The 20,760-nt window shown below is 32.3% G+C and carries 16 protein-coding genes; 12 read left to right on the forward strand and 4 right to left on the reverse strand.

Translation table 11 applies throughout. The features are described 5' to 3' along the window. The first annotated feature begins 14 nt into the window (after positions 1 to 14). From GKZ86_RS21775 to GKZ86_RS21795, 5 genes are all read left to right on the forward strand, one after another. A complete protein-coding gene (locus GKZ86_RS21775) occupies positions 15 to 1,394 on the forward strand; it encodes an exonuclease domain-containing protein (protein ID WP_154785166.1) in 1,380 nt (459 codons plus the stop codon). A 70-nt stretch (positions 1,395 to 1,464) separates the two neighbouring features. Continuing rightward, the gene (xth, locus tag GKZ86_RS21780; RefSeq protein ID WP_154785167.1) at positions 1,465 to 2,241 is read left to right on the forward strand and encodes an exodeoxyribonuclease III; all 777 of its coding nucleotides are present in this window, start codon (positions 1,465 to 1,467) and stop codon (positions 2,239 to 2,241) included. 9 nt (positions 2,242 to 2,250) lie between these two features. Then, positions 2,251 to 2,877 carry an alpha-ketoglutarate-dependent dioxygenase AlkB gene (locus GKZ86_RS21785; protein ID WP_154785243.1) on the forward strand — a complete coding sequence of 209 codons (627 nt, stop codon included), beginning with the start codon at positions 2,251 to 2,253 and terminating at the stop codon, positions 2,875 to 2,877. Between the two features lie 158 nt (positions 2,878 to 3,035). Beyond that, positions 3,036 to 3,497: a DUF1810 domain-containing protein gene (locus GKZ86_RS21790; RefSeq protein WP_154785168.1), complete on the forward strand. Its 462-nt coding sequence runs from the start codon at positions 3,036 to 3,038 to the stop codon at positions 3,495 to 3,497. Between the two features lie 461 nt (positions 3,498 to 3,958). Further along, on the forward strand, positions 3,959 to 4,186 hold the full coding sequence (locus tag GKZ86_RS21795) for a hypothetical protein (protein ID WP_154785169.1): 228 nt from the start codon (positions 3,959 to 3,961) through the stop codon (positions 4,184 to 4,186). A gap of 187 nt (positions 4,187 to 4,373) precedes the next feature. On the opposite strand, the gene GKZ86_RS21800 is transcribed toward GKZ86_RS21795, so the two are convergent. Then, on the reverse strand, positions 4,374 to 5,786 hold the full coding sequence (locus GKZ86_RS21800; RefSeq protein ID WP_154785170.1) for an APC family permease: 1,413 nt from the start codon (positions 5,784 to 5,786) through the stop codon (positions 4,374 to 4,376). Positions 5,787 to 6,072: 286 nt separating this feature from the next. Between GKZ86_RS21800 and GKZ86_RS21805 the strand changes: the two genes are divergently transcribed. The 5 genes from GKZ86_RS21805 (at position 6,073) to GKZ86_RS21825 (ending at position 10,009) form a co-directional block, all read left to right on the forward strand. Beyond that, entirely contained in the window at positions 6,073 to 6,387 is a 315-nt protein-coding gene (locus GKZ86_RS21805; protein ID WP_154785171.1) for a DUF3892 domain-containing protein, read from the forward strand. Between the two features lie 36 nt (positions 6,388 to 6,423). Further along, positions 6,424 to 6,984 carry a hypothetical protein gene (locus tag GKZ86_RS21810; protein ID WP_154785172.1) on the forward strand — a complete coding sequence of 187 codons (561 nt, stop codon included), beginning with the start codon at positions 6,424 to 6,426 and terminating at the stop codon, positions 6,982 to 6,984. A 333-nt stretch (positions 6,985 to 7,317) separates the two neighbouring features. Further along, positions 7,318 to 7,725, forward strand: a complete 408-nt coding sequence (locus GKZ86_RS21815; protein ID WP_154785173.1) for a DUF5958 family protein — start codon at positions 7,318 to 7,320, stop codon at positions 7,723 to 7,725. A 477-nt stretch (positions 7,726 to 8,202) separates the two neighbouring features. Continuing rightward, positions 8,203 to 9,633: a HAMP domain-containing sensor histidine kinase gene (locus GKZ86_RS21820; protein WP_154785174.1), complete on the forward strand. Its 1,431-nt coding sequence runs from the start codon at positions 8,203 to 8,205 to the stop codon at positions 9,631 to 9,633. Continuing rightward, entirely contained in the window at positions 9,623 to 10,009 is a 387-nt protein-coding gene (locus GKZ86_RS21825; RefSeq protein WP_154785175.1) for a response regulator, read from the forward strand. The genes GKZ86_RS21820 and GKZ86_RS21825 overlap by 11 nt, the downstream gene beginning before the upstream one ends. A gap of 3 nt (positions 10,010 to 10,012) precedes the next feature. Here the strand turns inward: GKZ86_RS21825 and GKZ86_RS21830 are convergent, their stop codons facing one another. From GKZ86_RS21830 to GKZ86_RS21840, 3 genes are all read right to left on the reverse strand, one after another. Then, the gene (locus GKZ86_RS21830; protein WP_154785176.1) at positions 10,013 to 11,149 is read right to left on the reverse strand and encodes a C40 family peptidase; all 1,137 of its coding nucleotides are present in this window, start codon (positions 11,147 to 11,149) and stop codon (positions 10,013 to 10,015) included. 251 nt (positions 11,150 to 11,400) lie between these two features. Further along, positions 11,401 to 13,665 carry an aconitate hydratase gene (locus GKZ86_RS21835; protein WP_154785177.1) on the reverse strand — a complete coding sequence of 755 codons (2,265 nt, stop codon included), beginning with the start codon at positions 13,663 to 13,665 and terminating at the stop codon, positions 11,401 to 11,403. Positions 13,666 to 13,795: 130 nt separating this feature from the next. Further along, entirely contained in the window at positions 13,796 to 16,567 is a 2,772-nt protein-coding gene (locus tag GKZ86_RS21840; RefSeq protein WP_154785178.1) for a bifunctional aconitate hydratase 2/2-methylisocitrate dehydratase, read from the reverse strand. A 434-nt stretch (positions 16,568 to 17,001) separates the two neighbouring features. Between GKZ86_RS21840 and GKZ86_RS21845 the strand changes: the two genes are divergently transcribed. Then, positions 17,002 to 19,497, forward strand: a complete 2,496-nt coding sequence (locus tag GKZ86_RS21845; RefSeq protein WP_154785179.1) for an XrtN system VIT domain-containing protein — start codon at positions 17,002 to 17,004, stop codon at positions 19,495 to 19,497. Then, positions 19,497 to 20,738 (forward strand): exosortase N, encoded by a 1,242-nt coding sequence (xrtN, locus tag GKZ86_RS21850; RefSeq protein WP_194632629.1) that lies wholly within the window; start codon positions 19,497 to 19,499, stop codon positions 20,736 to 20,738. Before GKZ86_RS21845 ends, xrtN begins: the two co-directional genes overlap by 1 nt. Positions 20,739 to 20,760: the final 22 nt, after the last annotated feature.

The raw sequence follows: 20,760 nt of genomic DNA on the forward strand, positions 1-20,760 counted from the left end.
TACGTTAAATACAGATGAAAAAGCAAGAATATGCCATAGTAGATATTGAAACCACAGGCGGCAATGCCAGTGGAAGCCGTATTACAGAAATTGCGATCATCATTCATGACGGAACAAGCGTAATCGACCGCTTTGAAACACTTGTAAATCCGGAAAGAGAAATACCAATTTCTATTTTTGGATTTACAGGCATTAATAATGAAATGGTGGCTAATGCACCTATTTTTGATGACATTTCAGAGCAAGTATTAGAAATGCTTACTGATCGTGTTTTTGTTGCTCATAATGTAAACTTCGATTATTCATTTGTACGTCATCAGCTTGAACAAGCAGGTTTTAAATGGACGGCAAGAAAGCTATGCACTGTTCGTGCAGCCAGAAAAATTAAACCTGGATTAGGATCATACAGTTTAGGGAATCTTTGCAAGTCGCTGGATATATCTTTAGAAAACAGACATCGTGCCGGTGGTGATGCAGATGCTACTGCTGTATTGTTTTCCCGATTGCTGGAATGGGACGATGAGGGACATATTAGTAAAATGATCAAAAATACGGCGCAAGATCAACGTTTACCGCCTAATCTTCCTCCTGATGATTTTAATAATTTACCTGAAAAACCAGGTGTATATTATTTTTATAATGAGGTTAAAAAAGTTATTTATGTGGGAAAGGCAATCAATTTAAAAAAGCGTGTAGCTTCTCATTTTAGTGGTCATAAGATTAATCCGCAAAGACAACATTTCTTACGGGATATTTATTCAATTTCTTTTGAAGTTTGCGGCAACGAATTAATGGCCCTGCTATTAGAATGTACAGAAATTAAGCATCTTTGGCCAACATATAATAGGGCTTTAAAGCGATTTGAACCAAAATTTGGATTGTATCAATATGAAGCCCGCAACGGATATAAATATCTTGCAATTGGAAAACTCAATAAATTTCAGTCGTGCATTGAGCATTTCAGCAGTATACACGAAGGAACAAATATACTACGGAGTCTGGCAGAACAATTTGAAATTGATTATAGATTTTGTAAATATTCAAGACCTGAAGAAGGAGAAATATTTCAAAATAATGATATAAAAGATTTACCGGATGTTTCGCTTCACAATGAGCAAGTCGACAATGCTATTGATTTTTTATTAAACAACAGACCTACTTTTGCGATTATAGAAAAAGGAAGAACAACAGAAGAAAGAAGTTGTATCTGGATAGAAAATGGTCATTTTTATGGCATGGGATATATTCCATCAGATGTTGCCATTACTGATCCGGCAGAAGTAAAAAATTATGCTACGCCTTATAAAAGCAATCAATACATTGTGCAATTGATTTTTGCTTACGCAGAAAAATACCCGCGCAAAGTATTCTTTAACAAAAAGTTTCTGAAATAAGAACATGAATTCCTGTAAATATTAATGCCTAAAAGCTGTAAATTTAACAATACAACTAATTGAATGTCAAATGAAAATAGCAACTTATAACGTAAATGGAGTCAATGGCCGCTTAAATGTTTTATTACGTTGGCTTAAAGAAGCTAAACCAGATGTTGTTTGCCTGCAGGAATTAAAAGCGCCACAAGATAATTTTCCTGTTCAGGCTATTAATGATGCGGGGTACAATGCTATTTGGCATGGACAAAAGCAATGGAATGGTGTTGCAATTCTCGCCCTTAATATGGAGATTGAGGAAGTAACACGTATTCTTCCGGGTGATGAAGACGATATTCAAAGTCGTTATATCGAAGCTTTAATTAACGGAGTTGTTATCGCATGTCTTTATCTTCCAAACGGAAATCCTGCGCCGGGTCCAAAATTAGAATACAAGTTAAAATGGTTTGACCGTTTGGCTGATCGCACCAAAACACTGCTTAGTTTAAAAACACCCGTAATAATAGTTGGCGATTTTAATGTTATGCCAACAGAATTGGATGTTTATAAACCTGAAAAATGGATAAACGATGCTCTTTTCAGGCCTGAAGTTCGAAAAGCTTTTAAAGATATTGTCTCGCAAGGTTGGACAGATGCAATTAGAAAATTATATCCTGATGAGAAAATTTACACGTTTTGGGATTATTTTAGAAATGCTTATGAACGAGATGCAGGTCTTAGAATTGATCATTTTTTACTAAGTCCACAAATAGCGACAGCATTACGCTCTGGCGGAGTTGACCGCCATGTGCGCGGCTGGGAAAAAACAAGTGACCATGCTCCGGTATGGATTGAAATTGATAAAAAATAAATGGAAACAATGACACTATTTAGCGACACCGAATTATTTACCACAGGTTTGGGAGGAAAAAAAGTTTTTGACATTCCTGACTCTGAATTGATTTTGATTGAAAACTTCTTTACTAAAGAAGAATCTGATCGTTTTTATGAAAAACTCCTTCATCAGACAAAATGGAGAGAATATGAAATGGAAATGTATGATAAAACTGTAACAGCTCCCAGAATGATTTCCTGGTATGAAGACAAAGATAATGATGGAGCAGACCCGAATGGTCCTGACTGGACTTATGAATTGTTAACTATTAGAAGCCGGGTAGAAAAAGAAACTCAACTTGACTTTAATAGTGTCTTGCTTAATCTATACAGAAATGGCAAAGACAGCGTAAGCTGGCATAGCGACAAGGAACATAATACGGGACCAAACCAAATTATTGCTTCGGTAACTTTTGGTGAAACCAGAATGTTTAGATTGCGTCATAAATTTCGAAAAGAGATTCCGCAAGTCGAAATTCCGCTGCATCATGGTTCTTTTTTATTGATGGCAGGAACTACAAATAGTTTTTGGCAACACCAGGTTCCTAAAACGGCTAAAAATGTATTACCCAGAATAAATTTAACTTTTAGAAGGGTAAATCGAAAAATATGATTTTTGATCCATGATTTTAGAAATTACATACTTATGATTCTTTTTGAGTGAAAATTCCTTGCCAAAAAGTTAAAACATCCACAGTATGAACCTTTTATTAGGCAACCCTTATCTTTTTTACTACTTTTGCAACCCTTTTTTATAAATACAATATTACGATGTCATATTCAAATAATGATTTAACGCGTTTTTTAGATGCGCAAAACAAACTTTATCTTACTGCTCTTTCTGAAATTAGTAAAGGGAAAAAAGAAACACACTGGATGTGGTTCATTTTTCCTCAAATAAAAGGGCTTGGCACTAGTGATACTGCAAATCTTTATGCGATTGCGGATTTAAAAGAGGCAACCGAATTTTTAGAACACCCGATTTTAGGAAAACATCTTATCGAAATTTCAGAACTGTTTTTAACTTTTAAAAGAAAATCTGCAGATGGTATTTTAGGAGACTTAGATGCGAGAAAATTACGTTCTTCAATGACACTTTTTTCTTTGGCAGAAAACACAAATCCTGTATTTCAGGAAATATTAGATGCTTTCTTCTCTGGTGAACTAGATCCCCTTACAATGTCTATTATTAATTCAACTATAAAATCTTCTATTGAGCCTTCTGTTGTATAAGGTATCATTGATTTTTAAATCAAAAGACACTGCATAATTGTAGTGTCTTTTTTTTTACAAGTTTGCCAGTTCTTTTTGCACGCGGATTATACAGTTTTTTGCTTATAATCTTCTTATGAAACCAACTGCCCTAGCCCTGATAGTAGTGGAAATCCTTTTGTTTTTTTCTTTAAAAAACAAAAGATTGAAACGGATAGCAGGAAATAGCTCCTTATTAAATTCTAAACTCAACATCTCAAAAGTTATAAATCTCTTTGTTCCTATATTCTTTACTGTCTTGAAATTTCACTAAACTTAATTTGATTAACGAAATATAGTATTTCATATTAGGCTAAACAATGAAAACTCTCTGATTATTAATGTTTTTTACTGTGGCACATATATTGGTTTTAAAGCATTGTTATTGCAAGCTGCTACTGAACTGAAAAATATTTAAAATAATTACCTTAAACTGAAATAGTATGAAAACAACTTCTAAAAATGTAATGTCGGTTACTCACACTTGTTGGAATGAATGGGTGAAATATTTTGAAGAAAACGGCTGTGATGAGTTTCAAGAACCAAACCATAACTTCTTACTTTTAGATGCGTGGAAAGAAAATGCAGATTTTATCGCGAATTGGGTCGACAATGTTTTAGTTGATCTGGATTTTCCGAAAAGGAAAATTTTGACTAATTCTTTTAATTAAGTTTCTTGCCACAAAGGCACTAAGCTCAAAGTTTATTTTTTTTGACTTTGAGTTTTTTTTAACGAAGATTTTAAATATTTTAATCTGTGGTAACTTATTACCCAAAAAAAAGCGCCCGTTATTGCAGGCGCTTTATATTTATATTTTTGAAAAAGGTTTAACTTAGAATCTCCCAACTTAGTAATTCTTAAACTTCTTTTGGTTTTGTTAAGTAATATACCGGAATACCAATTAGCATAATTAAGATTCCCCAACCACAAGTTGAGAATTTCGTAATTAGTAATGAGATACAAATTGCTGTTGCAATTATGATGTATAATAATGGTAAAAACGGATATCCAAAAGCTTTATAAGGTCTTTCTACATCTGGCATTTTTTTACGTAAAATGAAGATTCCGTAGATCGTTAAAATGTAAAAAATTAAAACGATGATGATTACGAAATCTAATAAATCACCATATTTTCCAGTTAAACATAATGCCGAAGCCCAAATACATTGTGCCCACAAAGCCCACGCCGGAACGCTGGATTCGTTAAGAACGGCTGCCTTTTTAAAAAACAAACCATCTTTTGCCATTGTATAATATACTCTCGCCCCCGCCATGATTAATCCGTTGTTACACGCAAAAGTCGAAATCATAATGGTAATTGCAATGATCAAAGTTCCGATATCTCCAAAAATATATTGTGAAGCCACCACTGCTACTCTATCTGATTTTGCTGTTGCAATTTCATCTAACGGAATCACAGCTAAATACATAATATTAGTTAAAACATAAATTATCGTTACGATAAAAGTTCCCAAGAACAAACTGAAACCAACGTTACGTTTTGGATTTTTAATTTCTCCTGCAATAAACGTTACACCATTCCATGCATCACTCGAGAATAACGATCCTACCATTGCGGCCGAAATTCCTGTAATCAGAGCCGTTCCGCTAATTGGTAACCACGAACCACTTTCGGCGTTGTATGAATGTGTCGTCCAGGCATCTGTCCAGTTAGCGTCCCAAACAGAAGCTTTTGCGGCCAATGTTAATCCGAAAACGATTAAACCCAACAATGATAAAATCTTGATAATTGTTAAAACAGTTTGAAGAATTTTACTGTTTTTTACACCTCTACTGTTAATATACGTCAGTAAAACAATTGTAAAAATCGAAACAATTTGAGCTGCATTTAATTTAAAAGCACCCAACTCAAACAATATATTTTCGTCACTTAAAGGTTCATAAATATAAGCTGCAAACTTGGAGAAAGCTACACCAACGGCAGCAATTGTTCCGGTTTGAATTACGGCAAAAAAGCTCCAGCCGTACAAAAAGGCAATTAGTTTATTGTATGCTTCTTTCAGGTATACATATTGTCCACCAGCTTTTGGAAACATCGCACTCAACTCGCCATAACTTACGGCGGCAATAATGGTAATTAATCCTGAGATAAGCCAAATTAATGTTAGCCATCCTGCAGATCCTACTTGTCTGGCAATATCGGCACTTACGATAAATATTCCAGAACCAATCATAGAACCAACTACAAGCATGGTTCCGTCTAGTAATCCGAGTTCTCTTTTAAAATTTTCCTGATCGTTTTCTTGCATTATTTTAGTTTTTGGGTTGGTTAAAGATATACTTTTTTCTGAAATTTTAGGTTTTCTGTTATAAATTTTAGGTTATTAAAATATTTTGGCGTATCCCTCCGGGTCGGGCTATCCCGTTTAATCTTTTATGGTGAACACCACCCTAAAAGGATGCAGTTTCTATCCCTTACGCAAACTTTTCTATAAGAACTTTTTTAAATAAAAACTTCAATTATGGTTTTCCATAAAATATAACTTTTTTGACTGTATACATTTGAAAAATTACAAATCAACAAAATCAAAAATTATGGGACAATTTAGAATTTCAGGAGTTTGGAAAGACTCTAACAATGTAATAACTCACTATGCATTTCATAGTGTAATGGAAAAAACCATATCAAGAGCAGTAAAAAAAAGTAAATCAGAAGCAATCTCATTATTAGAAACTACTGGGAATACTGCTACAACATGGGTCTGGGATTATAATCAATCATATTGGAGTATCGGGGAAAAAGTAGAAGTAGTTAAAGCAATAAATGGAAAATATCTTCGATCAAATCCAGATAATTCTCTAACCGATAACTTAGGTCATTTAATTGACTTTGATTGGATTAAACTTTAATTTATAAAAATCACATTAACACTTATAAAAAACTTCATGATACATAGATTCAAAATTACAATTGTTATATTTTTTTTAGTTCTTATTTATCCAAATCTTTTTGCACAAGAAAAGAAAGAGCTTGACAATGTAAAAACTAAAATGGAATTATTTAGCTCAAAAACAGGAACAATTACAAAATTTACAGATACCAAATTACCCAACCTAAAAACGGCATATAGTATAGCCGAAACTAAGATTAGAAAAATTTCCAGTGGTGCAATTTCGGTTTATTTTTATCAAATAACAAAAGAAGGAAAATATGGCTCAACCACTGCTTCTATTGAGTATAATGATTTGATCGAATTAATAAAGGCTTTAAAAGCATTACAACCAGAAACGGATAAAGATGTTGCCCTTAATCCTGATTATTTAGAAAACAAATTTGTTACAGTTGATGGTTTTCAAATTGGTTATTACGTTAGCGGGGGTAAGGCTAATTGGTATATAAAATTAGAAAAGGGCGGTTCCGACAATACCTTATTTTTAAATAATGGCGATCTTATTGAAACCGCATTCAATGAAGCAAAAATTAAAATCGAAGAATTAAAAAAATAAAAGAATCAGCTATTGATGTTTTATAAATATCTTAAAAAAAAAAACTTCAAATCGAAATAAAAACTGCAATATTAAACATTGCGGTTTTTTAATTTTATACAAAGAAGAATTCTGTATCTTCGAATCTCATTCAAATCAAAAAAATGTTATCATATGTCAGAAACAAATTTTAGTTGTTTTTCCTCGCTTTTTTCATTTTCTATCTAATAAAAAATAGTTACAAACAGCATAAGATTCAAGCTGCTAATAAGTATAAATTCAGAAAGAAAGAGTATTATTTACTCAGGATAGTTTGAGAATTGAATTCGCTAAATTGATAAAAACAAAATAATTGTGGACTGGGAATATAAAGAAGAAATAATCAACAAGATTTCACAAGACAAAGTAGAATTTAATCTTGGATTAAAGCTTCTGATAGAAAATGAAGAATATAATTTCGAAGAGCTTCTCAAAACATTAAGAAATTATATCATCAATTCTATTCCAAACAAAACAGATTATAATTCTGAAGCATATCAAAATGCTTTAAATACAATTCCTTTAAAATCAACCTATACTTCAATTGTAATTTTAAAAACTTATCCAACAAAAATTGCATTAGACAAGTTACTTGAACTTCCTAAAAGTGAAAATATTAAAACAATTACAACTTTACTTTGGATATTTAAAATAACTGATACTGAAAGAAGAAATACAGAATGTAAAAATGGTTGTGGCCATTTTTGGCATGAAATAAAATAAAATTAGATGCTACAAATTATTTTATGTAACTCAAAAAATAAATTCTTTTGTGCCATCTAAAATAGCAAAATAAATTTTAAAAATTCTTTGCTATGCACCTTCACTCGTTAAACAAAAAATATCTTTTTTGAAATTGCTTGTTTTTTTGAAATTAGGTTAATTTAGAGAAAATAAAAATTAATCATCTGCTTTGAAATTCAAAAAAACATTTTTAACCAAAACTAAAACACTGTAAAACAATAAATTAAATATATAAATTTCATTTAAAAAAATTAATAAGAAAAAATACGTCATTTGTAAAATCTTATTATTTTTTTACTAAATTTGAACAAAGCGTTAAACCATTGTTAAAATTTAGCGATTATAATTAACAATTGTTTAATTATGTAATAATCAGGCCCTAATCGATTATTATTAAAATAGCTTGAAAAATAGAACAAGACTGGAATAAATTATTAACCTACAAATTCAGAAGCTATGTTTAAGATCCAAGTTTTAAAGAAACTGCGTTTCCCAAATGTTTTCATTCTTCTGCTAATTGTATTCTTTTCTTGTGCGTTATTAATTTGTATTAATTTTTTTACTATTAAAATTTTATCTGCCAATAGAGCTTATGTGAATGGTGAATCACATTATTCGAAAGGACAAAAAGATGCTTCGCGGCATTTAATTACTTATCTCTATACTCAAGACCCGAATCAGTGGAAACTTTATTTAGAAGAATTAAAAGTTCCTCAAGGCGATGGTACTGCGAGAATGACGTTACTAAAAGCCGGAGATAATAAAATAGCGAGAAAAGCATTACTTGTAGGTCGAAATCATCAGGATGATTTAGATGATCTTATCTGGTTATTTGTCAATTTCAAGCAAGTGTCTTTTTTGGCGAAAGCGATTCACGAATGGGAACAAGGCGATAAATTAATCTTTAAATTATTTATTATTGGCCAACAAATTGATGCCAAAATAAAACATAATATATTAACGGTTTCTGATCAACAAAATTTCCTTTATCAAATTAGTATTATTAGTGACAAACTTACCGTTAACGAACGTAATTTTTCGAATACACTTGGAGAAGGAACACGCAAAATAAAAGATTTGCTCATTTTCACCAATGTTCTTTTTACTTTAATTATCGTTTGCAGTGTTTGCCTTTATTATTCTATAATGGTAAAACGATTAATTGTTTCTAAAAAAGAAATTGAGGTTAAAAATGAAAACTTAATATTGGTAAATCATGAACTTGATCGCTTTGTTTACAGCGCATCGCATGATTTAAGATCTCCAATAACTTCGTTAAAAGGTTTAATAGAAATTACACAATCAGAGGATAATGTTTGTCAAATTAGAGAATATCTAAAACTAATGCATACTAGTCTGGCCAGACAAGATCAATTCATCAGTGATATCATCGATTATTCTAAAAATAAACGAAAACAAATTATTATGGAACCTGTTAGTTTACGGGAAATTTTTGACGAAGCCATATCACAATTGATGCATTTTGAGAATGCAAACCGAATTGCGATTACTAAAGAGTTATTGGTTGATGAAATTCAGAGTGATAGTTTACGTTTAAAAATCATAATTTCTAATTTACTTTCTAATGCTATAAAATATGCTGACTGCAGCAAACAAGAAATGTTTATCTCGATTAAAACCTACATTGTTGATGGTTTAAACAAAATTGAGATATCTGATAACGGAATTGGAATTAAAGATGAATTTAAAGATCGTGTTTTTGAAATGTATTTTGGAACAAACAAAAATAAAGGATCTGGATTAGGGCTTTATATTGTAAAGGAAGCTGTAGAAAACATCCGAGGAAATATTTATATGTCTTCAGAAAATAATATTGGAAGTAAATTTACTGTAACCATACCAATACCGAGTTCAAATGGAATTTAAACCTGTATTTTTATTAATTGACGATAACCTGATAGATCAAGTTGTCATTAAACAACTTATAAGAAAAACTCTTGATGCTGATGTAGTTATAACTAATAATGGCGAGGAAGGGATTCAGTGGCTTTATGATCATCAGGATTTGAAATCTCTGATTATTTTGCTGGATATCCAGATGCCAATAATGAATGGTTTTGGTTTCTTGTCTGAGTATGATAAATTAAGTGAAGAATTTAAAAAAGAAATTCACATTTACGTACTTTCATCAACACTGGATGCTGATGAAATCAAACAAATTGAAGATAATAATTATGTAACTGATTTTTTAAGCAAACCTCTTCCAATTGAGGAATTTAAAAAGAAAATATATCTTAGCTAAATATTATTGTAAAACACGATTTACTTGCGAAAAAGCTCTTTGATAATAAGCTTCTTTTGTCGAAGAAATCATAACGCCTCCGTGAGTTGAAGAATGCACAAATTTAATTTCTCCATCAACTACTTCAACCACCATTCCAACATGATTAATTTGGCGTCTTCCGTTGGTTTTAAAGAAAATTAAATCTCCTTTTTGAGCTTCATCACTCGTAACGACCATTCCGATTCTAGATTGCTCTATCGAACTTCTAGGTAGTTTAATATCAAAATTACTAAAGGTTGAAATCATTAAACCTGAACAATCAAAACCTGCTTTTGTTGTTCCTCCCGATCGATACCTGGTTCCAATATTTTCAGTGGCATTTACGATCAATTGATTAATTAGATCTGAATGATTGCTAACTTTTACAACTGTATTTGTACTTGTAGAATCGTTTTTAACTGAAGCATCTGCAATGGCTGTTTCCGAAACTGATAATGGATCTTTTACTTCCTGGCTTGTTGCAGAAGCTGCTGCTGCATCAGCCTTTTCTTTTGTCGTTCGAATTTTCAGAACATAACCTACAGGCAATTTGCCTTTTATAAATGGGTTTTGTTTTTCTAGTTCTGCAACTGTTATTCCGTATTTTTTTGCAATTGCGTATTTGGTTTCCTTAGGTAAAACTTCTACAACAAGCTCAACGTCATTAGATATTTGATTGTTTTCAACTGGCTTTTCAGCTATTGCAACTGTATTTGACGGAATAGCAATTTGTTGCCCTATTTTTAAACCTTCTGTTTCTAAAAGCGGATTAGCTTTTTTCAAATCTTCTACTGAAACATTATATTTTTTTGAGATTCCCCACAATGTTTCTTTAGCCAAAACTTCATGTGTACCGGGAGTATTATTTACAACAGTTTCATTTGTTGCTACTATTGCTGTAGATGTTTGATTTGTATTTGGAATTAATAAAACTGAGTTTAGTTTTAAAATTTTAGGTGCATTTGGATTTGCTTCTATAATTGCTTTGGGTTTTACTCCGTATTTTTTTGCAATTGAAGTGATATTATCACCTTTAGAAATGGTATGTTTTAAATATTTTTCCTGAGAAAAAACACTACAACTAAAAAACAATAATATAACGACTAATCTAAAAATCATAATTTGGGGGAATTATTTTCATTATCTCTTTATAATCAATTACATAAGATTCAAGGAGACAAATTTGATTACTGATGAAGCGAATTTAACTTTTTTATGTAAAAAAAACGCTTTTTTTAACAACAAATTTTCTTCAAAGCAAAATCTAAAAAATATACAATGAAATAAAAATCTTACAAATATACATCTTTTTAAATAAAAACGCCCTGTTTTCACAGAGCGTTTTTAATATGTAATTAAATTCTTAAAGATTAAGCTTTTCCGGCAGCAATTAAGTTCAATGCTGAACCTGCAACGAACCAGCCAATTTGCCCAGCGTTATAAGTATGGTTTGCTAAGATAATATCTTTAGATCCATCTGCGTGAACGAATTCTAGCGTTAATGGTTTTCCTGGAGCGAATTCCGTTAAATCAGTAAAATTAATGGTATCGTTCTCCTGAATTTTATCGTAATCAGCTTCGTTAGCAAAAGTTAATCCTAAAAGACCTTGTTTTTTAAGGTTTGTTTCGTGAATACGAGCAAAAGATTTTACTAATACTGCTTTAACTCCTAAGAAACGTGGTTCCATAGCTGCATGCTCACGAGATGAACCTTCACCATAATTGTGGTCTCCCACAACTATTGATGGAACTCCAGCCGCTTTGTACGCACGAGCTACTGCAGGAACTGCATCATAAGTTCCTGTTAATTGATTTTTAACTGAATTTGTTTTTTGGTTGAATGCATTTACAGCACCAATCAACATATTGTTAGAAATATTATCTAAGTGTCCGCGGAAACGCAACCAAGGCCCAGCCATAGAAATGTGGTCTGTTGTACATTTTCCGAATGCTTTGATTAACAATTTTGCGCCAGTAATGTTTTTACCATCCCAAGCATCAAACGGAGCTAATAGTTGTAAACGTTCTGATGTTGGACTTACAACAACCTGAACTCCTGAACCATCTTCAGCCGGAACCTGAAAGCCCGGATCTTTAACATCAAATCCTTTTGGAGGCAATTCATCGCCTGTAGGAGCTTCAAGTCTTACTTCTTCTCCATCTTCATTGATTAAAGTATCTGTTAATGGATTGAAACCTAAATCACCAGCAATAGCCATAGCCGTTACTAATTCCGGAGAACCTACGAAAGCTAAAGTGTTTGGGTTACCATCTGCACGTTTTGAGAAGTTACGGTTGAAAGAGTGAACGATAGTATTTCTTTCTTCTTTCTCTGCTCCGTCTCTATCCCACATACCAATACATGGTCCGCATGCATTAGCAAAAACGGTAGCACCAATTTTCTCAAAAGTATCGATAAATCCATCTCTTTCGATTGTATAGCGAACTACTTCTGAACCTGGAGTAATTGTAAATTGAGATTTAGTTTTTAAATTTTTAGCGCTTACTTGTCTGGCTAAAGAAGCTGCACGTGAGATATCTTCGTAAGAAGAGTTTGTACATGAGCCAATTAAACCAACCTGAATTTGTAATGGCCAATTGTTTTTGATCGCTTCTTCTTTCATTTTAGAAATTGGAGTCGCTAAATCCGGAGTAAAAGGTCCGTTTAGGTGTGGCTCTAATTCCGTTAAGTTGATTTCAATAACCTGATCAAAATATTGTTCCGGGTTAGCATAAACTTCCGGATCTCCAGTTAGGTAAGAAGCCACTTTATCTGCAGCATCAGCAACATCAGCTCTGTTTGTAGAACGCAGGTAACGACTCATAGAATCATCATAACCAAAAGTTGAAGTTGTAGCTCCAATTTCAGCACCCATGTTACAAATAGTACCTTTTCCTGTACATGACATAGAAGTTGCACCTTCTCCAAAATATTCTACGATTGCACCAGTACCACCTTTTACAGTAAGAATACCGGCAACTTTAAGGATAACATCTTTAGGAGCAGTCCATCCTGATAATTTACCAGTTAATTTTACTCCAATTAATTTAGGAAACTTTAATTCCCAAGCCATACCAGACATAACGTCAACAGCATCTGCTCCACCAACACCAATAGCTACCATTCCTAAACCACCTGCATTTACAGTATGAGAGTCGGTACCAATCATCATTCCACCTGGGAAAGCATAATTTTCAAGTACTACCTGGTGAATAATTCCTGCTCCTGGTTTCCAGAAACCAATTCCGTATTTATTTGAAACTGACGATAAGAAATCGAAAACTTCGTTACTTTGTGTTTTTGCTCTTGCCAAATCGGTAGCGGCATCTACTTTTGCCTGAATCAAGTGATCGCAGTGAACCGTTGTAGGTACTGCAACCTTAGCTTTTCCAGCGTGCATAAATTGTAATAATGCCATTTGAGCAGTTGCATCCTGACATGCAACACGATCCGGAGCAAAATCAACATAATCTACTCCTCTTCCAAACGCCTGAGACGGATTTCCATCCCAAAGGTGATTGTACAAAATTTTCTCCGTTAAAGTAAGTGGACGACCAACAATCTCGCGTGCTTTATCAACACGCCCTGGCATGTTCTCATACACTTTTTTAATCATTTCAATATCAAAAGCCATAAGTTATAATTGTTTTTGTTTTTTCTATTTTGAACATGACAAGTTACAAATAATTGAGTAGCTATAAAAGAAAAAGCCTGAGTTTATCACTCAGGCTTTTTATATATAATGATTATAACTAATCGCGTGATTACATCACTAATTGCTTACTAGAAGGAGCAAATCTGGTTAGGTTGATGCCTTCAACTGCAGCTGTGTATTCTTCCATTGTAGGAGTTCTTCCTAAAATAGTAGAAAGCACTACAACCGGTGTAGACGAAAGTAAAGATTCTCCTTTTTTACCTTCAGTATCTTCCACAACTCTTCCTTGAAAAAGACGCGTAGAAGTTGCCATTACAGTATCTCCTTTTGCTGCTTTTTCCTGATTACCCATACAAAGGTTACAACCTGGACGCTCTAAATACAACATTTTTTCATATTCAGTACGTGCTGCACCTTTAGGAGCATTATCGTCGAATTCGAAACCTGAGTATTTTTGTAAAACTTCCCAATCGCCTTCTGCTTTAAGTTCATCTACAATGTTATAAGTTGGAGGTGCTACTACAAGAGGCGCTTTAAACTCAACTTTACCATGTAAATCTTCAATATTTTTAAGCATTTGAGCTAAAATTTTCATATCTCCTTTGTGAACCATACAAGAACCGATAAATCCAAGATCTACTTTTTTCACTCCTCCGTAAAAAGAAAGAGGTCTAATTGTATCGTGTGTATATCTTTTAGAAACATCTGCATTATTTACGTCTGGATCAGCAATCATTGGCTCTACAATTTGATTAAGATCTACTACAACTTCAGCATAATATTTAGCGTTTGCATCTGGAGTTAAAGCTGGTTTTTCAGCAGATTTAATTTCAGAAATTCTCTTATCTGCTTTATTGATCAATCCTTGAAGAACTTGTTTATGATTGTCCATTCCTTTATCGATCATGATCTGGATTCTTCCTTTTGCAATCTCTAGTGAATCAATCAAGGTATCGTCTTCAGAAATACAGATCGAAGCTTTTGCTTTCATTTCTGCAGTCCAGTCTGTAAATGTAAATGCCTGGTCAGCAGTAAGAGTTCCAAGATGAACTTCGATAATTCTTCCCTGGAATACGTTTTCACCACCAAATTTCTTAAGCATTTGAGATTGTGTTGAATGAACTACATCACGGAAGTCCATATAACCTTTCATTTCCCCAATAAATGTCACCTTCACTGATTCAGGAATTGGCATTGAAGCCTCACCTGTCGCAAGTGCAAGAGCAACTGTTCCTGAGTCAGCACCAAAAGCAACACCTTTTGACATTCTTGTATGAGAGTCACCACCAATAATGATAGCCCACTCGTCTATTGTAATATCATTTAAAACTTTGTGAATTACATCTGTCATTGAATGATAAATCGCTTTCGGGTCACGAGCTGTGATTAAACCGAAATCATTCATAAACTTCATCAATTTAGGAATATTAGCCTGAGCTTTTTTATCCCATACTGAAGCAGTATGACAACCTGATTGGTATGCACCATCAACGATTGGCGAAATTACTGTAGCAGCCATAGACTCTAATTCCTGAGCAGTCATAAGTCCAGTTGTATCTTGTGAACCTACAATATTAACTTCTACACGAACATCAGATCCGGCGTGTAACACTTTACCTGGAGCTATACCAACAGCGTTTCTGTTGAAGATTTTCTCTACTGCCGTAAGACCTTGACCTTCAATAGAAATTTCTTTTGACGGAGCAAATACAAGAGGTGCTTCTACGTCCAGAATTTTCGCTGCTAATGTTTGAAGCTTTTTACCAAATACAATTGCATATGATCCACCAGCTTTTATAAATTCCACTTTTTGAGGCGTAAATGCCTTAGAAATGTCAATTAGCTCTTGGTCGCCATTGTAAAGTTTCTTCGTTTTTGTATTTATTGTAAGTACAGTACCTGTAGCAACAGAATATGCTTCTTCTAAAACTGGTTCCCCACTTTCATTTCGAATTATATCTCCATTTGCGTCAAGCTTTTTTACCCAGTTTTTAAGATCTAAACCAATACCACCTGTAACATCAACAGTTGTTAGGAAAATTGGAGAAATTCCGTTTGTTCCTGCAACAATTGGAGCAATATTAATAAACGGAACATATGGACTTGCTTGTTTACCTGTCCAAAGTGCTACATTGTTTACACCCGACATTCTAGATGAACCAACACCCATTGTACCTTTTTCTGCAATTAGCATCACACTTGCATCAGGATGTTGTGCCTGCAGCATTTTGATTTCGTCTTGTGCCTGAGGAGTAATCATGCATTTACCATGAAGTTCACGGTCAGAACGAGAGTGAGCCTGGTTACCCGGAGATAGCAAATCTGTCGAAATGTCTCCTTCACCAGCGATATATGTTACTACTTTAATTTCTTCAACTACTTCTGGCAGTTTAGTAAAAAACTCTGCTTTTGCATAGCTTTCAAGAATCTCTTTTGCTATTGCGTTATCATTTTTAAAAGCTTCCTTTAAACGGTCAGTGTCTGCCTCATAAAGAAAAACTTGTGATTTAAGAACATTGGCAGCTTCTTTTGCAATAGAAGCATCATTACCCAAAGCTAAATCCAGTAAAACTTCAATTGAAGATCCACCTTTCATGTGTGACAATAACTCAAAAGCAAATGCAGGAGTTATTTCTTTTACTACTGATTCACCAAGAATAATTTCCTTTAAAAATTTAGATTTTACACCGGCAGCACTTGTGGTACCAGGTACAACATTATAAATAAAAAATTTAAGCGAATCTTCTCTGTATTCGTTATTCAAATCTTTAATTTGTTCAATAATGTCACTTAATAATTCAGCGCCATCGATTGGTTTTGGGTGAAGTCCCTGATTTTTTCTTTCTTCAATTTCTTGGATATAATCCTTATAAATATTCATAGTAAAAGTATTTTCTAGGTATTTTTATTTTTTTGTTCGCAAATTTAGTTATTAAAGCCGAGAATTAAAAAAAATATAACGGAAGTAGCCTTTTCAAAAATTATTATTGTTAAAAAACGATTTTCACTGCTTGTTTTTGTCAAAATATCAATTTTGTATTAAAAAAATGAATTTTTAACATTTTAAAATCTTTTCTTTAACAAAGTCGAAATTTGATGTTGCAAACAAACTGTATTTTGAGCGTATTTTAAGTCAAGAACCTTTCTAAATAAGCAATTATAACGTTATAGTTGCGATTTTGAACACCAAATTCTGCCCTTTTTCCGATAGCCAGATTTTGCATAAATATTGCATGAAAAAAATTAAACAAAATATTTGTAATTCAATTTTTCTATTAACTTTGTAATTCAAAGTTCTTTTAAAAACATAAAACTATGAAATACAAATTAGAAAATGCGAACGATTACATTAATGGAATTGGTGTTGGATTTAGTGTCTTCACCAGTTTATTCAGTGGCTTTTTTTTATTGATTTTATTATTAAATGAAAACACTAAATTTTTCGGTGCTGGAGTATTGGGCACTCTTACATTGATAATGGAGTTTATTTACGGAGTTACCGTTACATTCCTTATTCTTAAAAAAAGGGAAAAATATCTTCATTTAACTCCTTTTCTTATACTTAACTGGTTTATTGGATGTTTCTGCCTAAATATTTTTGTTCCTATATTTGAAGATCTTCCGTTTTGGGTTTACCTCATCACTTTGCTCTTTTTTATTAGTAATTTTTTCATTTACCAAAAAATACAAGGAAATAGTTTTACTCTTTCTCTCTTTTTTATAAATGGATTATCTTATAGTATAATATTGTATTTCACATTCTATCTATTACCCCTTGCACCTTTTGCCTTCATTGGAATTTTATTATTAGGAATCGGCTTTTATGCATTAGTCCCTTTACTTGTTTCCATTATTCATATAGCAACTATGGCTCATTATTTTCAAGAAAATAGAAAACATTTTATTTCATTCATCGCAGGTTTTGGATTTATTTTAGTTATGTTATCTTCTTTTGTTGTAATGCTTGACAGAGAAAGCAGACTTATTAATCTTAGACGTCCCATCAATTCTTTTACTTCAAATGAAGATTTACCCAATTATATTAAAATATCGCAAAGTCTTGAACCTAACTTTTTTAATGAAATTTTACTAAAAAAAGACATCGTTTATACTGGTCCTGAAAAGTTCTTTAACTATGATCTTGGTTCTTTTGGAGTTGAACAATTTAACGAAAGAAAAGTCCACAATCCTTTTATTACAATCGCTTACATTTTCTGTGAAGATCTCAATCTGAGCCAAGACGACCAAATTAATATTCTTAAATCTAATTTTGACAAAAGATTAGAAACCGAAGAACAGTTGTGGAGCGGTGAAGATTTGGTTACCAAAGACATTAAAGAAGATGTAAAATTATATCCAGACAGCAGGCTTGCTTATACAGAAATTACTATGGATATTTCCTGTGAGAAAGAATCCTGGCAAGATAAGGAAGCTATTTATTCTTTCCAGCTTCCTGAAGGTTCTGTTGCAACTTCACTTTCATTATGGGTAAACGGTATTGAAAGAAAAGGAATCTTAACAACAAAAGAGAAAGCTGAAAAAGCATACAAACAAATTGTTGGCGTAGAAAGTCGTGATCCATCTTTAATGCAATGGAGAGAAGGAAACAAAGTTGTCGTGAGGGTTTTTCCTGTAAATTATAAAACCCCAAGAACTTTTAAATGCGGCTTCACTACTCCTTTAAAAGTTGAAGATAATAAATTGAAATACGAAAGCCTTTCTATTAAAGGTCCAAATATTTCAAATGCTTCTACAATTTCCAGAATCCAGATGACAGGAAAAATTGATGTAGAGACAAGTAAGGATTTTAAACTGCAAAATAATTTCTATATTAATGAATCAAAAGGTCTTGATGATTGGCAGGCAATAATGCCTTTGAGCAAAATATCGAAGTTAAATTCTTTTGCATGGAAGGAAAAAATATACGAAGTAAAAGAGAGTCAAAAATTGAACATTCCTTTTAATGCATCAGAAGTCATTTTAGATTTGAATAGCAACTGGACTTTAAATGAAATAGAATCATTTGTAAGCTTAAAAGGAAAAGAATTTTATGTGTATGATGACAAGGAAAAAAAAGTAATAAACAAAGAAAATTTCAGAACTATTTTTTTAGATTTCAAATACTTACATTATTCTTTATTACCTCTATTTGAAATCAAAAAAAATAGTTTGATTATAACTAAAACCGGAAATTTTTCTGCAAATTTTGAAGAACTTAATGAATCTGAATATTTAAAAAAGATTCGAAGTAAAACTAAATCGCAAAATCTGAAAGTTATCAATATTTCCGGAGGCATTAATCCATTTTGGCAGACCGTAAAAGAGCAAAAATATGTAGATTTTTACGAGACAAACTTCAGAAATAGTTTAAAAATGCTACAGGGAAATTATTTCATCAAGTATAAAACTGCCGATAATGTGGTTAATATTGAGCCCTCAAACATTTCGATTCAGGAAAAACCAAAAGACAGTACTATTAAAAGTAATGGTCCAAATCATATTTACAGAATGTATGCTTTTGGGAAAGTTCTTGAGGAACAAATTAAAATTCAAAACGATACCTTAAGTGCTAATAAATATGTAACACTTGCAAAAGACGCCAATATTGTAACTCCAATTTCGTCTTTAATTGTTTTGGAAACTGATGCAGATTACAAAAATAACGGAATAGAGAAAAATGTGGATACTCTTGGCAACTCTTCGATTAAAAATGATGGTGCTGTTCCGGAACCTCACGAATGGTTAATGATTATTATTGGCCTGACTACACTTTTATTTTACTATCAAAAGAACAAAAAACAAAAAGCTTAATGAAAGTTTTACTGCAGTCACACACAAAATTAATTGCTATCCTTGCTATAATCATACTGTTGGTTCTAAACTACAGTATTGTATTTACCGGACTAAACAATAATTTTTTTGGCGTTATATTTTCTATTTTCCTATTTCTTTATGCAGGAAGAAAAACTGCTTTAAAGATTAGTTATCCGCTGCTTGGATTATTTTTTTTATTAGAATTTATAAGCTACAGACTGCATACAAAGTCTTTGCATTTTCATGCTCTTTTGTTGTTTGCCTGTTTTGTTTATTACAGTTTTACACAAAAATTTTCTTTTATCGCTTTTATTTGTCTCTTTTTGTTTTCGTCAATTTTTGATCAGCTATTCAATTATTTAACTGTCGAAATAAAGCAAGCGCTTTGTTACGGAGTGTATCTAACATTAAAAAATTTCGTTCCGATAACTAAAATTGAAGGGGTTAATTTTTATATCAATAATGCGAAAATTTCCATCGATACCGCTTGTATGGGTTTGTCGATGTTTAAAACGGGATTACTCTTTGGCGCTTTTCTATTGACTTTAGAAGAACGTAAAAACAAAAAGTATTTCAACATTCTGCAAATTTTATTTTTTTGCTGCATAGTAGTGATTCTGAATATTATTTCGAATTATTTCAGAATTATCACTTTAGTTTTATTCAATTGTACCGAAGAAAATATACTGCATCACACTATTGGAATTACGTGTTTTGTATTTTATCAAATTATTCCTCTTTTATTTCTAATGCGATTGTTTAATCCAAAAAAAGAAAACATAACTGGCAATTCATTTTTCCCAAAGCTTTTACCAATGATAATTGCTGCCGGAATATTGTTTATTACTAGTTTAGAAATTAAAAAAGAACAAAATTATTCGCTGTTAGAAAACCTTAATCCTAATTATAATATTAAAAAAGGAGTTTGGGTCAATAATGAAGTTTTTAAGATTGCAGCCCCACAAACTTTAATTTATATCAAAACACCAATTCACAAGCCTTTAATTTGCTGGACAGGAAACGGATATAAAATCATTGAGTCTAAAGAAATCATAAGAAACAATGAAAAAATATGGCTCACGAAATTAGAAAAAAATAATATTAGATATTTCTCTTATTGGTGGTATGAATATGATAATAAAAAATACACCTCGCTGACAGAAGTTTTACTGCTAAAACTTTTTCACAACAAAACGGTACGGTTGATAAACGAAACTAGTATTAAAGAATTGAACTAAAAAAAAGCCTGATTTAAAAATC

Source organism: Flavobacterium sp. LC2016-13 (assembly GCF_009707955.1).
Lineage (GTDB): Bacteria > Bacteroidota > Bacteroidia > Flavobacteriales > Flavobacteriaceae > Flavobacterium.